Origin of the sequence: Microbacterium sp. NPDC077184 (assembly GCF_040687055.1) — a bacterium.
GTDB lineage: Bacteria > Actinomycetota > Actinomycetes > Actinomycetales > Microbacteriaceae > Microbacterium.
Map to the genome: position 1 here is coordinate 42,806 of NZ_JBFBMM010000008.1, position 24,817 is coordinate 67,622.

General features: G+C 70.0%; 25 protein-coding genes. 8 read left to right on the forward strand and 17 right to left on the reverse strand.

Annotated features, from left to right (window positions below; all coding sequences use genetic code 11):
• Positions 1-16: 16 nt before the first annotated feature.
• The 7 genes from mnhG to AB0O93_RS13840 all read right to left on the reverse strand — a co-directional run bounded on the left by mnhG (position 17) and on the right by AB0O93_RS13840 (position 7,486).
• Complete coding sequence (gene mnhG, locus AB0O93_RS13810) at positions 17-388, reverse strand: monovalent cation/H(+) antiporter subunit G (protein ID WP_363344306.1); 372 nt, start codon at positions 386-388, stop codon at positions 17-19.
• Complete coding sequence (locus AB0O93_RS13815) at positions 385-654, reverse strand: monovalent cation/H+ antiporter complex subunit F (protein WP_363344308.1); 270 nt, start codon at positions 652-654, stop codon at positions 385-387. Before AB0O93_RS13815 ends, mnhG begins: the two co-directional genes overlap by 4 nt.
• Positions 651-1,256 carry a Na+/H+ antiporter subunit E gene (locus AB0O93_RS13820; protein WP_363344310.1) on the reverse strand — a complete coding sequence of 202 codons (606 nt, stop codon included), beginning with the start codon at positions 1,254-1,256 and terminating at the stop codon, positions 651-653. Before AB0O93_RS13820 ends, AB0O93_RS13815 begins: the two co-directional genes overlap by 4 nt.
• On the reverse strand, positions 1,253-2,872 hold the full coding sequence (locus tag AB0O93_RS13825; RefSeq protein ID WP_363344312.1) for a Na+/H+ antiporter subunit D: 1,620 nt from the start codon (positions 2,870-2,872) through the stop codon (positions 1,253-1,255). Before AB0O93_RS13825 ends, AB0O93_RS13820 begins: the two co-directional genes overlap by 4 nt.
• Positions 2,869-3,429 carry a Na(+)/H(+) antiporter subunit C gene (locus AB0O93_RS13830; RefSeq protein WP_363344314.1) on the reverse strand — a complete coding sequence of 187 codons (561 nt, stop codon included), beginning with the start codon at positions 3,427-3,429 and terminating at the stop codon, positions 2,869-2,871. Before AB0O93_RS13830 ends, AB0O93_RS13825 begins: the two co-directional genes overlap by 4 nt.
• On the reverse strand, positions 3,429-6,356 hold the full coding sequence (locus tag AB0O93_RS13835; RefSeq protein ID WP_363344475.1) for a Na+/H+ antiporter subunit A: 2,928 nt from the start codon (positions 6,354-6,356) through the stop codon (positions 3,429-3,431). The genes AB0O93_RS13830 and AB0O93_RS13835 overlap by 1 nt, the downstream gene beginning before the upstream one ends.
• A 68-nt stretch (positions 6,357-6,424) precedes the next feature.
• The gene (locus tag AB0O93_RS13840; RefSeq protein WP_363344316.1) at positions 6,425-7,486 is read right to left on the reverse strand and encodes a LacI family DNA-binding transcriptional regulator; all 1,062 of its coding nucleotides are present in this window, start codon (positions 7,484-7,486) and stop codon (positions 6,425-6,427) included.
• A gap of 57 nt (positions 7,487-7,543) precedes the next feature.
• On the opposite strand from AB0O93_RS13840, the gene AB0O93_RS13845 reads away from it, so the two are divergent.
• From AB0O93_RS13845 to AB0O93_RS13870, 6 genes are read left to right on the forward strand one after another with little or no spacing between them, the layout of a single operon-like run.
• On the forward strand, positions 7,544-8,833 hold the full coding sequence (locus AB0O93_RS13845) for an MFS transporter (protein ID WP_363344318.1): 1,290 nt from the start codon (positions 7,544-7,546) through the stop codon (positions 8,831-8,833).
• A 58-nt stretch (positions 8,834-8,891) separates the two neighbouring features.
• Positions 8,892-9,332, forward strand: coding sequence for a GNAT family acetyltransferase (locus AB0O93_RS13850; RefSeq protein WP_363344320.1), 441 nt, complete (start codon positions 8,892-8,894; stop codon positions 9,330-9,332).
• A complete protein-coding gene (gene nucS, locus AB0O93_RS13855; protein ID WP_363344322.1) occupies positions 9,329-10,024 on the forward strand; it encodes an endonuclease NucS in 696 nt (231 codons plus the stop codon). Before AB0O93_RS13850 ends, nucS begins: the two co-directional genes overlap by 4 nt.
• A gap of 37 nt (positions 10,025-10,061) precedes the next feature.
• Complete coding sequence (locus AB0O93_RS13860) at positions 10,062-10,745, forward strand: HAD hydrolase-like protein (protein WP_363344324.1); 684 nt, start codon at positions 10,062-10,064, stop codon at positions 10,743-10,745.
• The gene (locus tag AB0O93_RS13865) at positions 10,738-12,003 is read left to right on the forward strand and encodes a hypothetical protein (protein WP_363344326.1); all 1,266 of its coding nucleotides are present in this window, start codon (positions 10,738-10,740) and stop codon (positions 12,001-12,003) included. The genes AB0O93_RS13860 and AB0O93_RS13865 overlap by 8 nt, the downstream gene beginning before the upstream one ends.
• A 27-nt stretch (positions 12,004-12,030) precedes the next feature.
• Positions 12,031-14,109 (forward strand): DUF2156 domain-containing protein, encoded by a 2,079-nt coding sequence (locus tag AB0O93_RS13870; RefSeq protein ID WP_363344328.1) that lies wholly within the window; start codon positions 12,031-12,033, stop codon positions 14,107-14,109.
• A gap of 55 nt (positions 14,110-14,164) precedes the next feature.
• Here the strand turns inward: AB0O93_RS13870 and AB0O93_RS13875 are convergent, their stop codons facing one another.
• Positions 14,165-14,371: a cold-shock protein gene (locus AB0O93_RS13875; protein ID WP_301134333.1), complete on the reverse strand. Its 207-nt coding sequence runs from the start codon at positions 14,369-14,371 to the stop codon at positions 14,165-14,167.
• Between the two features lie 289 nt (positions 14,372-14,660).
• Between AB0O93_RS13875 and AB0O93_RS13880 the strand changes: the two genes are divergently transcribed.
• The gene (locus tag AB0O93_RS13880; protein ID WP_363344330.1) at positions 14,661-15,152 is read left to right on the forward strand and encodes a GNAT family N-acetyltransferase; all 492 of its coding nucleotides are present in this window, start codon (positions 14,661-14,663) and stop codon (positions 15,150-15,152) included.
• Between the two features lie 2 nt (positions 15,153-15,154).
• On the opposite strand, the gene AB0O93_RS13885 is transcribed toward AB0O93_RS13880, so the two are convergent.
• The 4 genes from AB0O93_RS13885 to AB0O93_RS13900 are packed head-to-tail and all read right to left on the reverse strand — an operon-like array spanning position 15,155 to position 18,960.
• Positions 15,155-15,937, reverse strand: coding sequence for a hypothetical protein (locus AB0O93_RS13885; protein ID WP_363344332.1), 783 nt, complete (start codon positions 15,935-15,937; stop codon positions 15,155-15,157).
• Between the two features lie 28 nt (positions 15,938-15,965).
• Positions 15,966-17,051 (reverse strand): Gfo/Idh/MocA family oxidoreductase, encoded by a 1,086-nt coding sequence (locus tag AB0O93_RS13890; protein WP_363344334.1) that lies wholly within the window; start codon positions 17,049-17,051, stop codon positions 15,966-15,968.
• Entirely contained in the window at positions 17,030-17,731 is a 702-nt protein-coding gene (locus AB0O93_RS13895) for a ThuA domain-containing protein (protein WP_363344336.1), read from the reverse strand. Before AB0O93_RS13895 ends, AB0O93_RS13890 begins: the two co-directional genes overlap by 22 nt.
• Positions 17,728-18,960, reverse strand: coding sequence for a Gfo/Idh/MocA family oxidoreductase (locus tag AB0O93_RS13900; protein ID WP_363344338.1), 1,233 nt, complete (start codon positions 18,958-18,960; stop codon positions 17,728-17,730). Before AB0O93_RS13900 ends, AB0O93_RS13895 begins: the two co-directional genes overlap by 4 nt.
• Positions 18,961-19,046: 86 nt before the next feature.
• On the opposite strand from AB0O93_RS13900, the gene AB0O93_RS13905 reads away from it, so the two are divergent.
• Complete coding sequence (locus tag AB0O93_RS13905) at positions 19,047-20,060, forward strand: LacI family DNA-binding transcriptional regulator (protein ID WP_363344340.1); 1,014 nt, start codon at positions 19,047-19,049, stop codon at positions 20,058-20,060.
• A gap of 37 nt (positions 20,061-20,097) precedes the next feature.
• On the opposite strand, the gene AB0O93_RS13910 is transcribed toward AB0O93_RS13905, so the two are convergent.
• The 5 genes from AB0O93_RS13910 to AB0O93_RS13930 all read right to left on the reverse strand — a co-directional run bounded on the left by AB0O93_RS13910 (position 20,098) and on the right by AB0O93_RS13930 (position 24,606).
• The gene (locus AB0O93_RS13910) at positions 20,098-20,916 is read right to left on the reverse strand and encodes a TSUP family transporter (RefSeq protein ID WP_363344342.1); all 819 of its coding nucleotides are present in this window, start codon (positions 20,914-20,916) and stop codon (positions 20,098-20,100) included.
• A 53-nt stretch (positions 20,917-20,969) separates the two neighbouring features.
• Positions 20,970-21,215: a hypothetical protein gene (locus AB0O93_RS13915; RefSeq protein WP_363344344.1), complete on the reverse strand. Its 246-nt coding sequence runs from the start codon at positions 21,213-21,215 to the stop codon at positions 20,970-20,972.
• A 90-nt stretch (positions 21,216-21,305) separates the two neighbouring features.
• The gene (locus AB0O93_RS13920) at positions 21,306-22,070 is read right to left on the reverse strand and encodes a hypothetical protein (protein ID WP_363344346.1); all 765 of its coding nucleotides are present in this window, start codon (positions 22,068-22,070) and stop codon (positions 21,306-21,308) included.
• A gap of 965 nt (positions 22,071-23,035) precedes the next feature.
• Positions 23,036-24,238 carry a hypothetical protein gene (locus tag AB0O93_RS13925; RefSeq protein WP_363344348.1) on the reverse strand — a complete coding sequence of 401 codons (1,203 nt, stop codon included), beginning with the start codon at positions 24,236-24,238 and terminating at the stop codon, positions 23,036-23,038.
• Between the two features lie 20 nt (positions 24,239-24,258).
• On the reverse strand, positions 24,259-24,606 hold the full coding sequence (locus tag AB0O93_RS13930; protein ID WP_363344350.1) for a hypothetical protein: 348 nt from the start codon (positions 24,604-24,606) through the stop codon (positions 24,259-24,261).
• Positions 24,607-24,817 lie beyond the last annotated feature (211 nt).

Genomic DNA, 24,817 nt, shown 5'->3' on the forward strand with positions numbered 1-24,817 from the left:
GATGCGCAGGACCTGCTCAGCCCCCCGCGGCCGGAGGCGTGCGCTTCGACTCCGCGAGCTCGTCCATCGACAGCGATTGCCGATCGATGGTGCCGTTGCGGTACGCCTGGCGGCCGACGATGTGGGCCGACAGCGGCGCCGTGGCGAGCTGGACGAGGACCACGGGGACGAGGAAGGCGACCACCGCCCAGGACTCGAGGGCAAGGGCGATCGCGAGGCAGATCAGGATGAAGCCCAGCACCTGCGGCTTCGTCGCGGCGTGCAGGCGCGTCGGCACGTCACGGAAGCGGAGGAGCCCGATCGCGGCGGTGAGGCACAGGACCGCCCCGATGAGGATGAGGATGAGCGCGACGAGGTCGAGGGCGCTCAGGGGTGCTTCGGGACTCATTGGTCGGTGTTGTCCTTCCGCGCGACGAAGCGGGCGATGGCGATCGAGCCGAAGACGCCGATGGCGGCGATGACGAGCATCACCGGAAGCGAGCGCGTGTGGTGGTTGATCGCCATGTCGGCGCCGAGCACGCACAGGACGAGCGTCAGGAGCACGTCCGAGGCGACCGCGCGATCGAGGATCGACAGGCCGACGATGACGCGCCACAGGGTCAGCAGCGCCGCGATGCCGAAGACGGCATAGATCGCGATCATGAGGATGCTCACAGCGACGCCCCTCCCTGCCGCGGTGTGCTCACCGCAGCCTGCCGGATGGTGTTGAGCTGCGCGCGCGAACCGACCGCCCGCACGATCCGGGCCTCCCAGCCCTGAACCGCGCGACGCTGGTGTTCCGCATCCTGCTGCGTGGAGACTCCCAGGACGTGGAGGTAGAGGATCCGGCGCGGCCGGTCGACCTCGATCAGGAGGGAGCCGGGGATGAGGGATGCCGTCACCGCGGTGTGCGTCATGATCAGGTCGTCGTCGATGCGCAGGGGCACCGCGATGATCGCGCTGGCGGGCTGCCGACGCGGGTCGATCACCTGCCACGCCACCAGGAGCGAGCCGCGGATGAGGGCGAGGAAGAAGGTCACCACGAACACGACGCCGTACCAGAGGTTCACCCGGCCCGACAGCTCGACCGGCGGCAAGCGGAAGATCCGCGTGACGACGATCGCCGCGACCAGGCCGGTGGCGAATGCCGTCCACGTGAACTGTCCCCACAGCAGCATCCACAGCGCGATGAGCCAGACGAAGAACGGCAGCTGGCGCCACAGGATCGTGGCGACACGGCGCGCGCGCCCCTCGGGGAGCGTCGGCGGGGCGGTCACGGGGTCACCTCCTCGCCGGTGTCGGTCGTCTTCTCATCGCCGCCGGTGGAGATCTGATGCTGCTCCTCCAGCTGCACGAGCGTGACCGGCTCCAGGAGGGCGGCGCCGATCCGCGTGCAGACGTCGTAGAGCGGGCCGGCGAAAACCGTGAGGGCGACGGTGAGGGCCACCATGCCGGCCGTCGACGCGGTCATGATGCGCGGGATGACGCGGCGCTCGGTCTGGATGGCGGCGGCCGGCGCGTCACCGAGGTACTCGATGCGGGCGTCGGTCTCGACCGAATCCTCGCCCTCGCGCCAGAACGCGAGGTTCCACGCGCGCATCAGGGCGTAGAGCGTCAACAGGCTCGTGACGATGCCGGCGACGATGAGGGTGATCATGAGCGGGCTGCCGACCTCGGCCGCGGCGTCGAAGATGGCGTACTTGCCGATGAAGCCCGAGAAGGGCGGGAGGCCGCCGAGGTTGACCGCCGGGATGAAGTAGAGCACCGCGATGAGGGGGGCCGCCTTCATCAGCCCCTTCACTTTGAGGATCGACGTGCTGCCCGCGCGGCGTTCGACCAGTCCCACCGCGAGGAACAGCGTCGTCTGCACCACGATGTGGTGGACCATGTAGTAGATCGTCGCGCCGATCGCCGCCGGGGTCGCGATCGCGAGCCCGAAGATCATGTACCCCACGTGGCTCACGAGCGTGAACGACAGGATTCGTTTGAGCTCCGCCTGCGCGACGGCCCCGAGCACCCCGACGATCATCGTCGCCATCGCCACCCACAGCAGGAGGGTGTTCACGTCGTTGTCGAGGAACATCTCCGTCTCGGTGCGGATGATCGCGTAGACGCCGACTTTGGTGAGCAGGCCCGCGAACACCGCCGTGACGGGCGCCGGAGCGGTCGGGTAGGAGTCGGGAAGCCAGAACGACAGCGGGAAGACTGCCGCCTTGATCGAGAACGCGAGCAGCAGGAGCAGGTGCAGCACCAGCTGCGTCTCCTGCGGGAGCTCCGGCATCCGCTCGGAGATCTGGACGATGTTGACCGTGCCGAGGGCGGCGTAGATCATCGCGATCGCGGCGAGGAAGAGGATCGACGACACCAGCGAGACGACGATGTAGACCACGCCGGTCCGGATGCGCGATTCGGTGCCGCCGAGGGTGATGAGCACGTACGAGGCGACGAGGAGGATCTCGAAGCCGACGTAGAGGTTGAAGAGGTCCCCCGCGATGAACGCCGTGAAGATGCCGGCGGCGAGGATCAGATACGTCGGATGGAAGATCGTCACCGGCGTCTCGTCGTCGCCGTCCGCCGCACCCTGACCGACGGAGAAGAGCAGCACCGCGAGCAGCACGACGCTGGAGACCATGACCAGGAGCGCAGCGAGCCGGTCGACGTAGATGACGATGCCCACCGGGATCGGCCAGCCGCCGACCGAGACGGCGATGGCCTGATCGCCACCGTCGACGACGGCGAGGAGGATGGCGGCGATCACGCACACCACGGTGAGCGTGACGACCGAGACGACCACCTGGGTGCGGCGGTGACGACCGGCGATGAGGGCGATCGCCGCCCCGAGGAGGGGCAACGTCACCAGCAGGGGCGCGAGGGCGGGGGCGATCTCGGTCATGCGTCGTCGTCCTCGCTCACGGCGCGGCGGTCGCCGCGGAGGGGGGCGGGGCGATCGACACCGGCGTCGTCGGAGAGTTCTGCGAGGTCGCGGTTGCCGAGCACGGTGATCGGCGTCGAGGCGAGCCCGACGAAGTCGGTCGTGTCCTCCGCGTCGGCGTCCTCGATCTCGGTCTCGTCGTCCATCGTCTCGCCGGGGTCTCCGGTGCGCTCGCGCACGGCGATGTCGGCCTCGTCGTCCGAGACGTCGTCGGCCTGCCCGAGCTGCCACGACCGGTAGATGAGGGCCAGGAGGAAGGCGGAGATCGCGAAGGTGATGACAATGGCGGTGAGCGTCAGCGCCTGCGGCACAGGATCGGACATCTCGTCGCGGTCACCGGCACCGTAGAACGGCGCGATCCCCGGCGTGCCCATGGCGATGATCATGAGCAGGTTCGCGGCGTTACCGAGGAGGAGGAACCCGATGAGCACCCGTGTCAGGCTCCGCTCGAGCATCGCGTAGACGCCGCACGCGAACAGCACAGCCATGATGATGATGAGGATGAGGGATGCGTCCATCAGGCGTTCACCCCCAGTCGGGCCTGCTTGCCCTGCCGGTCGACCTCGGCACCGAGGCTCCGCAGGACGTCGAGGACCAGGCCGATGACGACGAGGTAGACCCCGACGTCGAAGAGCGTCGAGGTCACGAACTCGACGTGGCCGAAGACGGGGATCTCCGCCTCCCACCACGTGCTCGTGAGCGGGGCGACGCCGAAGAAGAGGGGCACGATCGCACAGGCGACGGCGATCGTCATGCCGACGCCGAGGAGGCGCCCGGCATCCGTCGGAGCAGCGGCTCCGAGCTCGTAACGCCCGCCGGCGACGTAGCGCATGACGAGGGCCATTCCCGCGACGAGACCGCCGGCGAACCCGCCGCCGGGGAGGTTGTGGCCGGCGAACAGCAGATAGAGCGAGACGAGGATGATCGAGTGGAAGAGGATCCGCACGATCACCTCGAGGATGAAGGAGCGCTCCTCGGGACGCACCTTCTGACCGCCGACGAGCCAGGCCGTGCGACCGAGGGTCGATCCCGTCTCCCGGGGCTGGACTCCCTCGGAGGTCTCCACGAGCGGCCGGCGCCCACGGCCCGAGGCGGCGGGGAGCGGCGCGATCGCGCGAGAGAGCGTGTCGGAGCGGTGGGTGACGAAGACGAGCGAGGCGACGCCGGTGGCTGCGAGGACGAGCACCGACAGCTCCCCCATCGTGTCCCACCCGCGGATGTCGACGAGCGTCACGTTGACGACGTTGCTGCCGTGCCCGAGCTCGTACGCGAGGTCGGGGTAGTTCTCCGACACCGGAGTGTGGATGCGTGCGCCGGTGGCGACGAGGGCGATGAGCCCCATCGTGACGCCGACTGCACCGCCGATCACCGCCCGGGTGATCGGCGCGACGGAGGCGTTGTGGTCGCCCATGCGCGAGGGGATGCGGCGGAGGACCAGGGCGAACGCGATAAGGGTGACCGTCTCGACGAGGATCTGGGTGAGCGCGAGGTCGGGAGCTCCGCTCGTGGCGAAGATCACGACCATGCCGAGGCCCGTGACCGACACCAGGACGACGCCGGTGTAGCGCTTGCGCGCCCGCACCGCGACGAGACCGGCGGCGATCATGATCGGCGCGACGACCAGCTGCATGGGTGTCTGGTAGGCGACGAGCTCGGCCTGCCAGACCGGGCTCGCGAGGAGCGCGGTGCCTTCGGCGGCCACCAGGACGATGAAGATGGTGCCGACGTAGATGGGGAGGGACCCGCGCTGGGTGAGGCTCGTGGTCCACACCGAGAGCTGGGCGATGCCTCGGAGGCTGGTGTTGTAGACGTCGGCGGCGGTGAACGGCAGGATGCGGGCGGAGAGATCGCGCCGCGCGGTGAGCCAGAAGACCACGAGCCCGATCGCGATGGTCCCGAGCGACAGGAAGAGCTCCGGTTCGAGGCCGTGCCACAGCGCGAGGTAGCCCGCGTACTCGGGAGCCGGGATGCCGGGCGAGGACGCCGGCGAGAGATCGGCGTACAGGGCGAAGGCGCGATCGAGGGCGGGGGCCGCGAAACCCGCGACCAGGGTGAGTCCGGCGAGCACGAGCGGGGATGCCACGAAACCGATCGGAGGCCGGGGCCACTCGGTCCGCGTCTTCATGCCGCCGTCAGCATCCTTCTTCGTCCAGAACGCTCCCCACACGAAGCGCGCCCCGTAGGCGGCGGTGAGGATCGATCCGAGGAGGACGCCGATGAGGGCGACGAGACCCCAGATCGAGCCGTTCTCGGTCTCGGTGAGGAGCGCGGCGAGCGCGGACTCCTTGCCCACGAATCCGAGGGTCGGGATGACGCCGACCATCGAGCAGATCGCGACGATCGACACCGTCGCCAGCACCGGCGCCTGCCGACCGAGTCCGCTGAGTTCGCGGAGATCTCGGGTGGACAGCTGGCGGTCGATGACGCCGACGACGAGGAAGAGCGCGGACTTGAACAGCGCGTGGCTGAGGAGGAGCGCCAGGCCGGCCAGCGCGGCGTCCCGGGTGCCGAAGCCCAGGATCACGGTGAGGAAGCCGAGCTGGCTGACCGTTCCGAAGGCGAGGACGCGCTTGAGGTCGGTCTCGCGGAGCGCCTGGAAGCCACCGAGCAGCATCGTGAAGACGCCGAGGCCGATGACGATCGGTCGCCATGTGGGGGCGAAGGCGAACACCGGAGCGAAGCGGGCGATGAGGTAGATGCCGGCCTTCACCATCGCCGCGGCGTGGAGGTACGCGCTGACAGGAGTGGGCGCAGCCATCGCCCCCGGCAGCCAGAAGTGGAACGGGAAGATCGCGGACTTACTGAGCGCCCCCACGAGCACGAGGACGAGGGCGACGTCGACGACCATTCCGGTCGGGGCATCCGAGAGCATCGTCGTCATCGAGGTGGTGCCGGATTCGACGACGAGCAGCACGACGCCGATCAGCATGACCAAGCCGCCGAGCGTCGTCACGAGCAGTGCCTGGAGCGCGGAGCGCCGACTGGCGGCACGATTGTTGTAGTACCCGATGAGGAGGTATGACAGGACGCTCGTGATCTCCCAGAACATCACCAGCACCACGAGGTCGTCAGTGAGGACGAGCCCGTACATCGCGCCGGCGAAGGCGAGGAGGACGGCGGAGAACTGGCCGAGGCCGTCGGTCTTGCCCCGGAAGTACCAGCGGCAGTAGATCATCACGAGCGCGCCGACGCCGGTGACGATGAGCGTCATCAGCCACGACAGCAGGTCCATCCGCATCGACAGCTCGATTCCGAGCGGCGCGATCCAGGTGTACGACGAGAAGGGGACGCCGCCGGAGAGCACCTCCGGGCCGAGCCAGACGGCGTGCGCGAAGGCGGCGAGGGGAAGCACGGCGGCGACGAGGAAGACGCGCGCGCCGAGCTTCGCGGTCAGCAGCGGCAGGAGGAGGGGGACGATCGCGAAGGCGAGCAGGAGGGCGAGCAGAGACGGCCTCCTCTGGTCGTCGGCCGGCAGGTGTGCACGGCTCGGGCGATCGGGGTCTGAGGGAGAGTCTACCGCGTGGGTCCGGCGGACTCCGGCGCAGGACCGGTGGTATTGCCCTCGCGGAATGTGCACGTGAACTGGATGGACGCCGCCTGTCCGCCCTCGATCATCGTGGTGACGGCACGCCCGGCGGCGCGGCCCTTCTCGGCCGAGGGCTGATGGAGGGTGGTCAGCTCGTAGGGGGCGAGACCGTCCACGGCGATGCCGTCGAATCCCGTGACGCTGACGTCGTCGGGGACCCGGAGCCCCGCCTCCTCCGCCGCACGGATCACGCCGGCGGCGAGCAGGTCGCTCTGAGCGAGGACGGCCGTCGGCCGATCGGTCGGGTCGGCGAACAGCGCGCGCCCGGCCTCGAGCCCTTCGGCGATGAAGCTGCCCGCGGCCGCCCACACCCGGGCATCTGGGAAGACCTCCCGCGCACCGGCCAAGCGCTCCCGCGTGACGTCGACCGTGATCCGCGCGTCGGCGGGCATCCACCCGCGCTCCCATCCGGCCGACAGCGGCAGCGCGACGACGGCCACCCGGCGGTGTCCGAGCGCGCACACGTGGCTGGCGGCCTGGCGCTGGGCCTCGCGGTTGTCGAGTCCGATCCGGGGGACGTCGTCTCCGGCATCCCCCTCCACCACGACGACCGGGATGCCGCGCGCGCGGACGACGTCGAGCGAGGCACGGAGATGGCCGCTGCAGCCGATGAGGACCGCGGCGTCGAGCGGAGCGGTGGTCAATGAAGCGCCGGAACCGGCGATGTCGTCGCGCAGGAGCAGCAAGCCCGCTCCGAGAGGCGCCACCCCGTCGGCGAGGCCGTCCATCATCAGCGTCTTCACCGGATCGAGGAAGGCGGCCCCGAGGTACTCCTCGAACACCACCCCGACGATTCCCGAACGGCCGCGGCGAAGCGAAGCGGCGCGCGGATCGGGGCCCGTGTACCCGAGCGACTCGGCGGCGGCGAGGACGCGGCCTCGCGTGGCCTCGGACACCGGCGTCTTGCCGCTGAAGACGACGGATGCCGTCGACGGCGAGACCCCCGCCTCGCGGGCGACGTCGGCGATGGTCGCCCGGCGCGTGTTCACACCCCGATCGTACCCAGCGTGTAGCGGCCGGTCGAATCGATTCGATATCCTTCACGGGTGGATCAGACCCTCACCCGCTCCCAGCTCGTGCGCTGGCGGACCGCCATCTTCACGATCTTCTTCGTGGTGGGCCTCGGCTTCGCCTCCTGGGCCTCGCGTCTGCCGGCCGTGAAGCAGGCGCTCGACACCGACGACTTCGGCATCGGCATCCTGCTCCTGGTCATGGGTGCCGCCTCGATCGTCGGCCTGTCGCTGGCGAACGTCATCGTCGCGCGATGGGGAGCGCGGCGCGGCATGGTGGCCACGATCGCGAGCTTCGCGCTCGGGTTGATCTTCGTGGGGCTCGCCGTGCAGGTGGCGCAGTCCTTCGAGCTCGCCGCCGCCGCCCTCGTCCTCGTGGGGCTCGGGATGAGCGCGACCGACGTGATGATGAACGTCGAGGCGGCGGCCGTCGAGCAGTCCTTCGGCCGCACCCTCATGCCCCTCTTCCACGCCTTCTTCTCCTTCGGCACGGTCGCCGGTGCCGGTGCGGGCATCGCGATGGCCGCGTGGCAGGTCGGTGTGCAGTGGCACCTCGGCCTCGCGGGCATCCTGACCTTCGTCGCGGGAATCGTCGCGCTCGGTTTCGTGCCCCAGCGCGACGAGGTGCTCGACGACGACGCACCCACGCCGACCCGCCGCGAGCGCTTCGCGGAGCTGGCCGCGGTGTGGAAGACCCCGCGGACCTACGCGATCGGCGTGATCATGCTCGGCATGGCCTTCGCCGAGGGGAGCGCGAATGACTGGCTGACCATCGCCATGGTCGACGGCCACGGCGAGACGGAGGCCTTCGGCGCGGTCGCCCTCACCGTCTTCTCCGTCGCGATGACCGTCTTCCGCGTCATCGGCGGTCCGCTGGTCGACCGCTTCGGTCGCGTGTGGACGCTGCGCATCCTCGCCGTCACCGCCGGCGTCGGCCTCGTGGTGTTCATCCTCGCGCCGTCGCTCCCGATCGCCCTGGTCGGCGTCGCCCTCTGGGGCGCGGGGGCGTCGCTGGGCTTCCCGCTCGGGATGTCGGCCGCCGCGGACGACCCGAAGCGCGCCGCCGCCTCGGTGTCGGCGGCGGCGACCATCGGCTACCTCGCGTTCCTCTGCGGCCCGCCGGTGCTCGGCTGGATCAGCCACCAGATCGGCATCCTCCCGACCCTGTGGATCATCGTCGCCCTCATCGCGATGTCCGGCTTCGCCTCCGGCGCCGCCAAGCCCCTGGCCACCTCGACCGTGGGCGGCGGCCACCGCTCCCACGGCGCTGCCGACCGGACGGGCGACCGCAGCGGCGACCGCGACGAGGTGCGCGCGCGCGACTAGATCGCGCGCGCTAGGCTCACCGCGCCCCGGAGCGACCGCGCAGCAGAGGAGGGCATTCGTGCAGATCAGAGCGTTCAGGCCCGACGACACGGAGGCTGTCGTCGCGCTGTGGGAAGAGGTGGGGCTGACCCGGCCGTGGAACGATCCGCGCAAGGACATCGCACGGAAGCTCGAGGTCCAGCCCGAGCTCTTCGTAGTCGCCGTCGACGACGACCGGATACTGGGAACGGTGATGGCCGGATACGACGGTCATCGCGGGTGGATGAACTACCTCGCCGCCGGCCCGGACGCCCGCGGTACGGGAATCGGTCGCGCGCTCGTCGAGCATGTCGAGCACGCGCTCGAGGCCCGGGGGTGCCCCAAGGTCAACCTCCAGGTCCGCAGCTCCAACACGGCGGTCGTCGCCTTCTACGAGCACCTCGGCTACACCGTCGATGACACCGTCGACCTCGGGAAGCGACTGATCCCCGACGTCGAGCCAGGTACCGTGGAGCAGTGAGACTCGTCATCGCCCGCTGCTCGGTCGACTACACCGGGCGCCTCACCGCTCACCTTCCGTTGGCGACCCGCCTCCTCGTCCACAAGGGCGACGGAAGCCTCCTCGTGCACTCCGACGGCGGATCGTACAAGCCGCTCAACTGGATGAGCCCGCCCTGCCGTCTGGACGTCGAGGAGCCGGATGCCGACTCCGCCGCCGCGGGCGTGCAGGAGTACTGGCGCGTCACGCACGCGAAGACCGGCGATGCGCTGCTCGTGCGCATCTACGAGGTGCTGCACGACTCGTCGCACGAGCTCGGCGTCGATCCGGGCCTGCAGAAGGACGGCGTCGAAGCCGATCTGCAGCGTCTCCTCGCCGAGCAGGTCGAGGTGATCGGCGACGGCCTCACCCTCGTCCGCCGAGAGTTCCCCACCGCCATCGGTCCGGTCGACCTGCTGCTGCGCGACCCCGCCGGCGGCACGATCGCGGTCGAGGTCAAGCGCCGCGGCGACATCGACGGCGTCGAGCAGCTCACGCGCTACCTCGAGCTGCTCGACCGCGACCCGCACCTGTCTCCGGTGACCGGCGTCTTCGCCGCCCAGGAGATCAAGCCGCAGGCGAAGGTCCTCGCCGCGGATCGCGGCATCCGCTGCGTCACCCTCGACTACGAGGGGATGAAGGGCGTCGACTCGGGGCACCTCCGCCTCTTCTGACGCGAGCCGGGTCGCCGAACGCCCATAGGCTGAGAGCATGCCCTCCCGCTCTCCCTGGACCTGCGTGCTGTGGGACGTCGACGGCACGATCGTCGACGCCTCGGTCGGCATCCTCCACCGCTTGACCGTCACCCTCGAGCACTTCGGTCTCCCGGCCCCCACGCGCGACGAGCTCGTGCACTGGATCGGCCCGCCGATGTACGAGTCCTTCCAGGTGAACGTCGGGATGACGCCGGCGCAGTCCACCGAGGCCGTCGCGTTCTACCGCTCGCTGTCGAAGCAGGAGGGGTACACCACCGGCGCCCGGGTCTTCGAGGGCGTCGACACCCTCATCCACGACGTCGCCGCGGCCGGCATCCCGCAGGCGACGGCGAGCTCGAAGCCCGAGGTGCAGGTCGTCGCACTCATGGATCACTTCGATCTGTCGCCCGCCTTCACCGCGATCGTCGGCGCGACGCAGGACGAGAAGACGCTGAGCGCCAAGTCCGACATCATCGCCGAGGCGCTGCGGCGCCTGCGCGCATCCGGCGTCGACACGTCGCGGCCGGTGCTGATCGGCGACCGCCATCACGACATCGACGGCGGACGCATCCAGGGCATCCCGGTCGTCTTCGTCACGTGGGGATTCAGCTGGCCCCATGAGTCCGAGGGCGCGCAGGCGGTCGTCAGTGACGTCGACGCGCTCCGGCGGCTGCTGCTCGTCGAGGATGCCGATGCCTGACGATGTCCGCGAGATCGTCGACGCCCTCCTCCCCTCGGTGGTCGTCTTCGGGATCGCGGTCCTGGGCGTGGTGATCCTCGTCTGGGCCCTGCGGCGGGCGCGACGCTCGCCCCGCGCCCGTGCCGCCGCCGACGCGCTGCGCACGCAGGCCGGCACCGACCTCGTCCGGTTGGACGAGGCGGTGGACGAGCTCGACCTCGAGCTCGGGCTCTCCGGTGCGCTCTACGGCGGCACCGCGCCGACGAGCCTCCGCCGGGCGCGACTGACGGCGCAGCACGTGCGTGACGACGCCTTCGCGGAGTACGCCGCGCTCTCGCGGGCCGACCTCCGCCCGGACGAGATCCGCCGCGCCAGCCAGCGCATCCAGCGCCGGAGCGGCGAAGCGCTCGGCCGGATCGAGGCCGCCCGCGCGGAGCACGCCGCGTGGGTGCGGCAGAACGTCTCCGCCGCCGACCAGGTGCGCGCCGCGCGCGAGCGGCTCACCACCCTCCGCGCGACGATCGGCGACCCCGGCGCGCTCGTGGCCGAGCTGTCCCGTCGCTTCGACGAGAGCGAGTGGCGCGCCGCCGCCGACGCGGCCCGGGAGGCATCGTCCGCCGCGCACCGCGCCGACGAGGCGCTCACCGCGGCCGAGCAGGGCCTCGGCGACCCGACCGTGAGCGTGCTGGCCGATCTCGCCGCCGCCGAGCGGGCGATCCGCGCCGCGGAGACCGAGGCGCGCATCCTCGAGGAGTCCCACCGCCTGACGCTGCAGGCCGCCTCCGCCGTCCGCGGGGAGCTCGAGGCCGCGCGGTCCGCGGTGCGTCAGGCGGTCACCACGCGCGATGCGCTGGAGCCCGCGGATGCCGAGCGGCTGGGCGCGGAGATCCGCGCGGTGCAGGACGGGATCGACGCACTCGACGCCACCGCCGAGCGCACGCCGACGGCGACGGTGGATCGGGTGGCGCGGCTCCGGGATCGACTGGACCTCGCCCTCGGCGACGCGCGGACGTCGCAGCAGCGACTGCGGAGCGCCCGTACCGCTCTTCCCGGAACCCTCGCCTCCGCCCGCGGCGCCGTCGCCCGCGGCGAAGCGGCGATCGCCCACACGCGCGCCGGCGCCGATGCGCGCGCCCGCCTGCTGCGTGCCCAGCGCGAGCTCGCCGACGCCCGTCAGGCCCAGGATCCGGTGACGGCCCTGGATGCCGCGCGGCGGGCTCTCCGCGACGCGGAGGACGCCGCGGCCCTGGCCGATCACGCCCGACTCGACGGACGCTGACCGGCGCATCTCGCTAGGGTGATGCCCATGAGCGAGGAAGCGTCCCCGAAGTCGCCCCCCGTCGTCCTCACGGTCGTCCGCCGCATCCCGGCGACGCTGACCCTGGTGGCGTTGATCCTCGTCGTCGGCGTGGTCTTCGGCGGCCTGTGGTCGGCATTCGTGGACGCGCCCGCCTTCGACGTCGTCGCCTACGGGCTCCCGGCTCTGGCCGAAGGCCGCTGGTGGACACCGGTGATCGGCACCTTCTTCGTCGATCACCCGTGGGTGTACATCCTGACCATCAGCAGCTTCGTCGGCATGGCCTACCTCGAGTTCCGCCGCGGCTCGCGCGCGGCACTGGCCTACTTCTGGGTGGGCCAGCTCTTCGCCGTCCTCGCGTCGGCGCTTCTTCTGTCGGTGCTGTCACTGACCCCGTGGGAGTGGGCGCAGGCGCAGGCGCAGGCCCTCGACGTGGGCGCGTCGGGCGGCACGATGGCGTGCATCGCCGCCGCGGTGGGCCTGCTCCGCCCGCCGTGGCGGGTGCGCGGCTGGCTGGTCGTCTTCTCGTTCGTCTTCATCGCGCTGCTCTTCTGGGGGTCTCTCGCCGACCTCGAGCACTTCCTGGCCGTGATCCTGATCCTCGCCGTCGACCGGTCGCTGAAGCTCCGGCGCACCACGGTGCGAGAGCAGAGACTCATCGCCTTCTTCGGCGTCGTCGTCCTGGGCGCGATCCAGATCATCACGATCCTCATTCCGACCAACGGGCTGTTCGGGCCCACGGAGGCGGTCTCCGGAGGCTTCATCGACGTCGCCGTGGACACCCTGATCATCCTGTTCGTCGCGAACGGCCTCCGCCGGGGACGGCGCTGGTCGTGGGTGGTGACGATCATCCTCGCGAGCCTGAACGTCCTCCTCGGCGCCGTCGTGGTCGCCGCGATCATCATCGCGACCGAACAGCAGGTCGAGGGTGTGATCGACGGCGAGACCGAGCTCGCCCTCACGAGCGGACTGATGTGGCTCGGGATGCTGATCTATCTCGTGATCGTCCGCGGCGCCTTCCGCGCCCGTCGTCGGTCGCGCCTGGGCCTCAGCCCCACCCCCGATGCCGACGCCGCGAAGGAGATGCTGCGCTCGTCGGGTGGCGGCACGCTGTCGTGGATGACCACGTGGGACGGCATGGCGTACGCCCGGACGTCGGGAGGGATGGTCGCCCACCAGCGTCGTTCGGGGGTGGCCCTGGCCCTCGCCGACCCCCTCGGTCCGGTCGAGACCCGCGCGGCATCCGTCACGGAATTCATCCGGATGTCGGAGGAGGCGGGCCTCGTGCCGTGCTTCTTCAGCTCCGACGAGGCCACCCGCGCGGCGGTCCCGGCGACGTGGCGGAGCATCGTCGTCGCCGACGACACCATCGTCGACCTGCCGGGGCTGGCGTTCACCGGGAAGCAGTGGAACTCGGTGCGTTCCTCTCTCAACCGCGCGGGGCGCGAGGAGATGACGTTCCGGATGACGCGCCTCGCCGACGAGAGCTGGGGCGTGCGTCAGCAGCTGCGCGCGATCTCGGAGATGTGGGTGGGTGACAAGGGACTCCCCGAGATGGGATTCACGCTCGGAACGCTCGTGGAGGCCGAAGACCCCGAGGTGCGACTCGCCCTGGCCATCTCGCCCGAGGGCGACGTCGACGGGTTCCTGTCGTGGCTGCCGGTCTACGGCGGCGACGGCGCCGTACGCGGGTGGACGCTCGACCTCATGCGCCGGCGCGAGGGCGGCTTCGGTCCGGTGATGGAGTTCCTCATCGGCTCGTCGGCCAAGCTCTTCTCCGAGGAGGGCGCGGAGATCATGTCGCTCTCGGGCGCGCCCCTCGCGCACGACTATCCGCCGGATGCCGGCATGATCGCCGTCCTCAGCGACAAGCTCGCCGACATGCTCGAGCCGGTCTACAGCTTCGGGTCACTGCACCGCTTCAAGGAGAAGTTCCACCCGCGGTACGAGACCATGTACCTGCTCTTCCGCGACGAGAGCGACCTCGCCCGCATCGGACCGGCGCTCACGCGCGCGTTCCTGCCGGACGCGACGCTGCGTCAGTTCGCCGGCGCGGGTCTGGAGCTCGTGCGCGGCGACCGCTCCTGATCGCGCCCCGCCCGGGACGCGAGATCACCCTGAGCGCCCCGCGGGGCGCTCGAGATCAGAGCGGGCGGATGTTCTCCGCCTGCAGGCCCTTGGGGCCCTGGGCGATCTCGAACTCGACGCGCTGGTTCTCCTCGAGCGAGCGGTAGCCGCTGGCCTCGATCGCGCTGTAGTGGGCGAAGACGTCAGCACCGCCCTCGTCGGGTGCGATGAACCCGAAGCCCTTCTCCGAGTTGAACCACTTGACGGTGCCCTGCGTGCTCATTCCATGCCGTTCTTCATCGTCCGCCGCCGTGCGCGCCGGAGCGGTTCCACGCTAACGAAGCGACGCCCGGCCCGCGAGGGGGGTGTCGCACAGTGACGGAAATGTTGCAGAACGCGTGGGCTGGTCGCGTTCCCATCGAACGCCCGGGCTGAGCGATGCTCCAAGCCCGGGCGCCGACGGATCCCCCCGGATAGGCCACGCCGAAGCGTGACACGCACATGGTATCGACAACTCCCATCTGCGCGGGAGTCCCCTTCTGCGCGGGGATGGCTCTGAGTACGGTGTCCCCGTGACCCACATCGAGCTGCGCCCGCTCACCGACGACGACCTCGACGACGTCTTCGCGATGATGCGCGATCCCGACGGTGTTCAGCAGGCCGCGTTCACGGCATCCGATCCCGACTCCCGGGAAGAGTTCGACGCGTGGATGGCCCGTCAGCGCGCGAGCGACGAGGTGATCCAGCGGATCATCGTCGCCGACGGCTCCTTCGCCGGGACGGTCGCGGCGTTCACCGTCGACGGCGACCGCGAGGTGAGCTTCTGGACCGCACGGGAGGTCTGGGGCCGCGGGATCGCGACGGAGGCGCTACGCCAGCTCGTGTCGCTCGAGCCGGTGCGCCCGCTGTTCGCGCGGTGCGCGGCGCACAACGCGGGCTCGGTCGAAGTGCTCCGCCACAACGGCTTCACCGAGGTCTCACGGACGACGTCGTTCGCGCCCGGACTCGGCCGCGAGGTCGAGGAGATCGTCTTCGTGCTGCTGCCCGCCCTCGACGGGGTCTGAGCTCACTCCTGCGCGTCGGCGTCGTCGGCGGGCGGGATCTCCGTGATCTCGACGCGCGGGGCGTCGACGTCCTCCCGAGGTGAGGGGACGTATGTGAACTGGAGCTCGGTCCCCGCGGGGAAGCGCGCCCGCAACTCATCCGGCAGCGAGTTCGACGACCCCACCTCGAACTGCACACTCGGGGGAAACGAGCGTGTACCGCAGGCCCACTGATACCCCGCACCGGAGCCCACCATGTCCGCCTCGACGGTCTGGAAGACGATGAGGCAGCGATCGGACCCCGGCCCGCCCCAGGAGCGCTCCGCGCTGACCGTCGCCAACCCGTAGAACTCGCGGAACGAGGTCGAGTCGCCCGTTTCGGCGCCGAGGAATCGGGGCCACGGGACCTCGGGCTCCGGGGGGAGCGACGCGATGACCTGGGCCCCGCTCGCACCCTGACTCACCGCGGTGACCGCGACGGCACCTGCCGCGCCCACGGCGAACGCCGCGACGACGGATGCCGCCCACCACCCCGCGGAGATCCGCCGGGGCGACCGGGGCTCAGCGGCGGGCTCCTGCGGCGTCGGCTCACGACCGGCGTCGGACCCGTCCGGCGGCTCCTCGGGTCCCTCGGGCTCCGCGACCGGCGGGGACGCGGCATCCGCCCGCTCGCGCGCCCGCTCCTGCACCAGCGTCTCGAGTTCGCGCAGACGCTCGCGGGCGACGGGGTCGTCGTGGATGTCGGCGCCCGGACCGAAAGCCCGCGCGCGCAGCGCCCGGAGCTCTTCGCGTGCGTCGGCTTCCATCCTCCGATCCTCTCACCGCGGCATCCGCTCAGGCCTCTCGGGACCACACCTCCCGGGGAGTGAGGGGCACGAGCGCCGGGCGCGCGACGGTCGTCACGAGGTCGAGCGGGGCACCCCGGCGGCCGGACTCGAGCAGGGAGCTCATGATGTCCAGCACATGGAGGGCCACCGAGCCGTCCGCACCGCGACCGCCGCGCACGATGTCGATGAGCCCGATCCCGCGGCCGGCGTCGGCGTAGCCCGCCGCGACCGGGAGGGTCTGCCACTCCGACCCCCGACGGGCGAGGGCGACCTCGCCGTCGAACATGTTCGGGTCGGGGAGGGTGAGCGACCCTTCCTCGCCGTGGATCTCGAGCGGTCGCGCCTCGCTGCGCACGGCGTCGAAGCTGAACACCACCGTCGACACCGCCCCCGACGCGTGCTCCAGGACGCCGGTGACGTGCGTGTCGACCTCGACCGGGATCCGCTCACCGGCGCGCGGGCCGGTGGCGATGGTCCGCTCGTCCCGCGCGCGCCGCGACACCCCGGTGACGCGGACGACCGGACCGAGGAGGTGTACGAGCGAGGTCAGGTAGTACGGCCCCATGTCCATGAGCGGCCCGCCGCCCTCGCGGTAGTAGAAGTCCGGATGCGGGTGCCACGCCTCGTGCCCGGCCGACACCCACGTCGCCGTCGCCGAGAGAGGGCGCCCGATGAGCCCCTCGTCCACCGCGGCGCGCGCCGTCTGGATGCCGGTCCCCAACACCGTGTCGGGAGCACCGCCGACCCACGCGTCACCGCGCTCGTCCATGATGCGCTGCGCGTCGGGCAGGATCGCCGCCAGCGGCTTCTCGCCGTAGACGTTCTTCCCCGCCGCGAGAGCCGCGAGAGCGATCTCGGCGTGGGCGGCCGGGATCGTGAGGTTCAGGACCGTGTCGACCTCGGGGTCGGCGAGGAGATCCGCCACCGAGAGGGCGCGGCATCCGTCGATGCGGCCGGCCGCCTCCTCGGCGCGGGCGGCGTCGAGGTCGGCGACCGCGGTGATGCGGATGCCGGCGACGCCGGCGAAGGTGGTGAGGTACTGACCCGAGATGACCCCGAGTCCGACGATGCCTACGCGGTGCGGGCTGCCCACAGCATCCCCCTCTCCACGATGGTGCGGACGTTCGGATCGGCGAGGACCTCCGGGGAGTGCCCCGGCGTCGCCACGAAGATGCGGCCGTCACCCCAGTGGCGCGTCCACACCGCCGGGGACGTCACCGGCCGATGCCACGGGTGGTAGGGCTGGACGGGGTGCGTGGTCGTGGCGAGGACGTCGATGAGGTCGTCGTGCAGGACCCAGTACTGCTCGGTGTCGAGCGGGAAGTCGGCAATCCCCGCGGTGATCTCGTGGGTGCGGCCGAGCTCGGTCATCTCGACCGTGTAGGGCAGGAAGTTGTCGGACTCGCCCGCGCCGCACTCCTCGGGCGCCTTCGACGGATGCGTCGCGAACTGGCCGCCGATGAGGTGGAGGTAGTCCGATTCCATGCGGTAGGAATCCGCGATCCCTCCGTGCCAGCCGGCGAGCCCGGTCCCGGCGCGCACGGCGTCACGAAGGCCGGCGAAGGCCTCGCGCGAGATCTCCGACATCGTCACGCTCTGCACGATGAGGTCGGTCGCGGCCATGAGGTCGGCATCCGTATAGACGTCGTTGGTCCCGGACACGGTGACGTCGAACCCGTTGTCGCGGAGGAACGGCAGAAAGAGCTCGGTGGCCTCGACGGGCTTGTGCCCGTCCCAGCCTCCGCGGACGACGAGTGCACGGCGGGAGGTCATGAGAGGGGCTCCTTCTGGTAGGACGGTGTGGGCGGTGCCGGCTCCACGGCGGTGAAGCGGCTGTCATCGTGGGCGCTGCGCTCGACCGCGGCCAGGACCCGCTGCACGCCCGCCGCCTCGGCGAAGCCGGGTTCGGCGGGTCCCTCTCCGGCGATGGCGCGGACGAGATCGACCACCTGGTGGGTGAAGAGGTGCTCGTATCCGAGTCCGTGACCGGCCGGCCACCACGCCGCCGTGTAGGGATGCTCGGCCTCGGTCACCTGGATGCGGCGGAATCCCTGGGCCCCCGCATCATCGGCGGCGTCGTAGTACTCGAGCTCGTTCATGCGGGTGAAGTCGAACGCGACGGAGCCCCGGTCGCCGTTGATCTCGATGCGGTTGGAGTTGCGGTGACCCGTCGCCAGCCGCGTGGCTTCGAAGACCCCCATCGCCCCGGACGCGAAGCGCGCGGTGAAGGCGACGGCGTCGTCGACGGTCACCCGCTCGCGCGCAGCTCCCTGCGCTGCTCGTCCGCCGAGACCCACCTGCTCGCCGAGCACCGGTCGGGTCTCGACGAAGGTCTGCATCGTCGCCGAGACGCGCGTGATCGCATCACCGGTGATCCACTGGGCGGCGTCGATCGAGTGCGCTCCGATGTCTCCGAGAGTGCCTGACCCGGCGCGCTCCCGGTCCAGGCGCCACGTGTAGGGGGCATCCGGATCGCTCAGCCAGTCCTGCAGGTACTGCGCGCGCACGTGCCGGATCTCGCCGATCCGCCCCTCCTGGACGAAGCGTCGAGCCAGCGCGAGAGCGGGAGTACGGCGGTAGCTGAACCCGCACATGCTCACCGCGCCGGATGCCGCGGCCGCCGCATCCGCAGCCGCCACCATCGCCTCGGCCTCGGCGACGTCGTTGGCGAGGGGCTTCTCGCACAGGACGTGGAGGCCCGCCTCGAGCGCGGCGGTGGCGATCTCGGCGTGGGTGTCGCCGGGGGTGCAGATGTCGACCACGTCGATGTCACCTCGGTCGATCACCTCGCGCCAGTCGATGCTCCACCCCTCGGCGCCGAACTCGGCCGCCGCGGCGGCGGTGCGCTCCGGGTCGCGGCCCACCACGACGGCAAGCTGCGGCTCACGGGCCAGGTCGAAGAACCGGTGAGCGGTGCGCCAGGCTTGCGCGTGCGCGCGGCCCATGAAGCCGGTGCCGATGAGCGCGACGCGCAGGGCGCTTCGCGGTGTCGTCGTCGACATCTCGAATCCTCTCCATCGATCGATACGGTGCGCCCACCTTTCCACCTGACCGGATCACGCGCGATGAATTGGCGCAAAATAACGGGGTGACCTCCGAACCGCGTCCGACCCTCGACGCCGTCGCCGCACGGTGCGGGCTGAGCGTCACGACGGTGTCGCGTGCCCTGCGCGGGCGCGGCGAGATGGCCGCGGAGACGCGCGCGCGGGTGCTCGCCGCCGCCCGGGACCTCGGCTACCGGCGCGACGGCGAGCGCCGCGGCCGTCCGCGCGCCGGCACCTCGCGCCTCATCGACCTGGTGCTCGGCCGATTCCACGACCCGTACTCGGAGCAGGTCACCGCGGGGACGCAGATCGCGGCGGCCGAGCTCGGCTACGACCTCGTGCTCACCACCGAACGCGATGCGCCGCGCGACGACTGGCCGATGCGCATCCGCTCCCGGGGGTCGGCCGGGGTGGTCATCGGCCTCATCACGCCGACCGCGTCGCAGGTGCGGGTGCTGGCCGATGCCGGCATCCCGATCGTCCTCCTCGGGCCGCGGGGCGATGCGTCCCTGCCGCTGTGGAACGTCGGCACGACCGATCACGCCGGGGGAACGGATGCCGCCGCCCACCTGATCGACCGCGGTGCACGCCGGTTCGTCGTGATCGCCGGGGAGCCGACGTTCCGTTTCGGCAGAGCTCGCGTGCAGGGGTTCGAGGCGGAGGTGGAGCGGCGGATGCCGGGCGCCGTGGTCGTTCGCGAACGCGCCGACTGGACGCCGGGCCAGGCACGGCGGGCGACGGCGCGGGCTCTCACCGAGATCCCCGGCGACGGACCGATCGGCCTGTTCGCGTGCTCGGACGAGATGGCCGCGGGCGCCTATCGCGCGATCGCGGAGGCGGGCCTGTCGATCGGGCGCGACGTCCTCGTCGTCGGGTTCGACGACGTGCGCGGGGCGCGGTGGCTGCAGCCGCCGCTCACGACGATCCGTCAGCCGCTCCGCGAGATGGCGGCCACCGCCGTCGGGCTCCTCGCCGACGCCGCGAAGGGCCGGTCGGTCGCGCACCCTTCTCTCGAGCTGCCGACGATGCTCGTCCCCCGCGCCTCGACCGGCGCGTGACGCACGGGTGCGGCATCCGTCGGCGTGGGGGGCCGATTCACCCGGTGAACTGGACGACCGTGTCCCAGGCGAGCTTGACGATGAGGATGCCGAGCACGACGAGGAACACCACCCGGACGAACGCGCTGCCGCGCCGAGTGGCCATGTGCGCGCCGAGGAAACCGCCCGCCATGTTGACCGCCGCCATCGCGAGGCCGAGGACGAGGAGGATCTCGCCGTGGACCCCGTACACCGCGAGCGCGGCGAGGTTGGTGGTCAGGTTCGCGACCTTCGCGTTGACGCTGGCCTGGAGGAAGCCGAAACCGAGCACGCCGACGAGGAGGATGACGAAGAACGACCCCGTGCCGGGGCCGAGGAGTCCGTCGTAGAAGCCGACGCCGATGCCGATGAGCGCCGCGCGCCAGACGACGGCGACGCCGCCGTCGAACCGCGGTTCGTGCTCGAGTCCCATCGAGGGCTTGAAGAAGGTGTACGCCGCCACGGCCACCACCGCGACGAGGACGACCGGAGTCAGCACCTCGCGCGGCACGAACCGCGAGACGGCGGCACCCGCGGCCGAGCCGGAGAACGCGCCCGCGACGAGGGGGACGAGGAGCACGAGCTGCACGCGGATGCGGCGCAGGTACACCCAGCTGGCCGTCAGCGTGCCGAAGAAGGAGGAGAGCTTGTTGGTGCCGAGGACGTAGGGCGTGGCGACATCCTGCGGAACGGCGATGACGAGGGCTGGGAGTTGGATGAGTCCGCCACCGCCGACGACCGCGTCCACCCATCCGGCGATGCCCGCCGCGACCAGCAGGAACACCAGAGCGGCCGCCGACACCGGCAGCCATTCGGCGAGGGGCGGGCCGTCGAGCACCGACCCATCCTCACTCGCCGGGGTGGCGGCGCCAAACGGCGCGCCGGGGCGGACTAGCGCGCGGCGGTATCCGAACCATCCACCGCGTTGCGTCGGCGCGCGCGGTACAGCCGACGCGGACTTTCCGAGAGAGGACGGCGGGCAGCAGGTCTGACTTCCTCCAGCCTGCGCTTCTCCCGACGAGAGAGCTCGACGTACTCCAGCGAGAAGATGCCCATGGAGATGGCCAGCACGATCGCGCTACTGATCACCTTGTCGGACACAGAAGGGCCGGTCGGTAGCCAGATGATGGCCAACACGGGGGTGAGCGTCAGAAGCCGGTAACCCACCCACCTCGCGAAGCTGCGGCCCCTCAAGATGCCCGCGTCTGCCCTGCGTCCCACCATCACTCAGAACACTTCATCGAAGTCCGGGTCGCTGCGATCCATCCGTCTTGCGAGCCGGCCGAAGCCTGCCACGAATCCGGCGGCGCAGGCGACGCTGAGACCGAGAGCCGCGAAAGAGCCGACAGCGCTCACCGCGACAGAAATCACCCCGAGGACAGCAGCCGCCTGGTAACAGGGGAACCAGGCGACAAATCGCGGCATTGTGTCGATTCGGTACCCCTTGTCGCTGGCATCACCCGTCGCGGAACCGGCGCCATCGGACGCCGCGCACCATTCGTTCACGCGAGCGGCCTGTCTTCGGAGGAGCTGCTCCGGTCCGAAGCTCGACGGGATACCCACCGTGTCGCCAGTCCGCAGCTGCAGCTGCAATTTCCGCGGGTAGTTCCGATTGCCCCGGATCCAGTACAGGCCGTGCAGTCGCGGATCGAAGAACTCGACGACCTCTCCGCCCTCGATATCCTCGCGCGGCACCACGATGTCCTCCCGCCACAGCCAGCCTCTGACCGTCAACCGCGTGTCCTGCAGCCGGATCCGCATGCGGAGTCCACCGACGACGGTCCACACGGCGGCGGCGGTCGCCGCACCGGCGATCGCGGATGCAACGAGCGCGATGGGCCACACCGTCGACCCGGCAATACCGACACAGATCGCGGCGACGATCAGCCAGCACCCCAGCCCCAGAAGCATCCACACACTCCGGACGAGGCGGCGAGAGCCGACGAGGACCTCTCCCGCTTCCTCGATCACGTCCTCACGACTTCGGGTCATCGATCCCCCACTGTCGCGCTCGATACACCCGACGAGGGCTCTCCCGCATGGTCGTCCTCCTTCGGCCGTCTACCCCCACGGCTCGGCGCATTGAGGAACGCTCCGCGGAAACCCCCAAAGCGTCGCTGAGCCCTCTCGCCTGAGCTCGCGCCGTGGTCCTCCACGTGACCGAACCGCCACACACGTGCTCGTAACCGCCTGCCATAACCACCACGACCTGCCCAGGTTCGAGAACCCCACTCATGGCGGGCCAAGAGATGTAGAGCACGCCCGTGTACGTCAAGGAGCGGAACCGCACCACCTTCTCGCGCGCGAACAGCGTCGTCTGCCACCACGACCGCACGACCACATGCTGGTCGGTGACAAGGATTCCGAGGCTCGGAAATCGGACCCAGGCCCAAACGAACAACCCGAGCAGGGGGGGAAGCGAGAACGAAGGACCACGCGCCGAGACTCGACTCGACGAAGCCGACGGTTGCGAGCGCGAACGCTCCCCCTCCGCCGAGGAATGTCGATATCGAGAGCAGGAAGGCGCGCCCGGCTCGACCCGTGACCGGCGCGGACCGTGACTCCGTGATGATTACTCCCCCCCCCGAAGGTATTCGAGCATCGATCCTCCGCGGCACTTTCCAGTCCGCCCGGCCACCCCGGCTCCCGCTAGCCCCGCTGCCTCAAGCCCAGCGGAGATGCTCTGGGGCACCCTCACTCCGCGTGATCCGGGACCGCTCGCGTTCAGTCAGTTCGCGGACGCTTCTTCCGGGTCTCCCCACAAGGCGGATTCCAGATCTGATGGTTGCCGTAGAACCGGGTCGTGGCCAACACGACGATGGGGGTGGCCACGAACACCATGACCAGTTTCCACCACCAGTCAGCGGGTCCGACGATACTGACGGTCAGGGCGGCAAGCGTGTAAAGCGCGGCGGAGGAGCCCAGAAAGCGACAGAGCCTGGCCCTCATACTGCCCTTCATGTCATCCCGAGGCTGCGTACCGCAACGCGTAGCCGGCTTGTGTCGGCGAAGAGCCGGCTCATCACAGCGACCATCGTCCGAGCGACCTGGGTGTTCGGCACTATCGCGATGAATTCATCGGCTTCGGAATCGAGGATGACGATCTCCTCACTCAGCCACTGCGGGTGAGTTCGCTCGAGCTCGTGCTGCACCAATTGCTCGACATCATCGGTGGTGACGGAATCCAGAGGCAGGCCGGTCCGAGCGGCGAACCACGCCATGTCGCTGAGGGCGACCTCGATGAGATCGTCCGGCACCTCTCGGATGACGAACGGTGCGGCTACACCCTCGCGTGCCTTGGCCGGTCGCGGCACCCACCAGCCAGCACGCGCTCCCGCGGCAACGGCAAAGTCGTCGTCGAAGGCGGGTCCGACGCCCTCGAAACGCATCAGCGAAAGCTCAAGAAGAACCCGAACATCGTCTAAGCGATGGACATTCGACAGCACGACCTCCTTCAGCTTGCGGCAATTGCGAAGCGCGGAAAGTCCGGTGACCTCTTTCGTCCTCATGACGATGAGACGCTCGAGCTCAATAGCGTCGGCGAGCGGCGTCACGTCAAAGCTGGACGCACCGGTGACGACCACCTCGCGGAGATTCTGTGTTGATCCCCACGAACGCATGTCGAGCTGACGAACGTCGAGGTCGAGCTCATGGATCTGAGGCTCGAGCGTGAAGGTGGACGGCACCGACGACATCCTCAGCCCGAGAACAGTCAGATTGGGTGCTTTCGCGACCGACACTTGCGCGGCGTGAGAGATGGTCGCCACTCGCAACTTGTCCAGATGCGCCAGATCGAACCTCGTTGCGAAGCGAGGCAAGCTGAGGCTCTGAAGCCCAACCATGCCTTCGACGCTCTCGAGAGATCCGAACGCGCGGGCATTCCCCACGCACTCCAGGCTCGAGAGCGTCGCGTGTCCTTCACGAAAGAGCGCGACGTCGACGGGAACAGACTCGTGAAGTGACAACCCCGCGCCCCTCCGCAGCATGTCGACAACATTCGACAGCGAAGGCTTCGATCTCGGGCTCCAGCCTTGAGGGAGCTGGATCTGCGGAGGAATCTGCGGGGCCCGAACTGTCGAGTAGGCCCAGGCCATAAATGGGATCACCTCTCGGGACGCTCCCCAGTCCTGCAAGCTGGTCACATTGGCCGAATCATCCATCGGCGGTCTCGGGTACTCAATCACCGCGTCGACCTTCTGTGTTTCCGTTCGTGCCTGCCACTCCAAGGCAACCGGTCCTCGGCGCCGTCGCACACACCGCGACAGGCATCCACAAGACTCTTCGCCAATCGAAGAAGCGACGCCTCAACCGCCACGTGAACCCTTCTCGCGGCTCTCTCCACAACGGGGTTTCCACAGTTGGACATTGCCGTGGCTCGGATGACGGCGGCGACCACGATGGGAACGCCGATCAAGATCATCCCGATCTTGACGTCCCACCCTATGGGGTAGACGAGACCAGTCACCACGAGCACGAACGTGGTGAGCCCGGCAGACGAGCTGACGAACCTACAAAGCCGCAGTCTCACACGGCCCTCCGTTCGGCGATGAAGTACTTGGTCTGGTCGAGACCGTAGCTGATCACGCGACAGAGGAATCGAGGGCGAACTCCGGACCATAGCTGAGGTTCCGTCAACAGATCGATATCCCGCGGGCGGGCCCCCGATTCAACTACCCCCGTGGCCGTCCGGCTCACTGCTGCGTCGCGCTCGATACATCCGTCTCGGGCTTTCTGAGAGG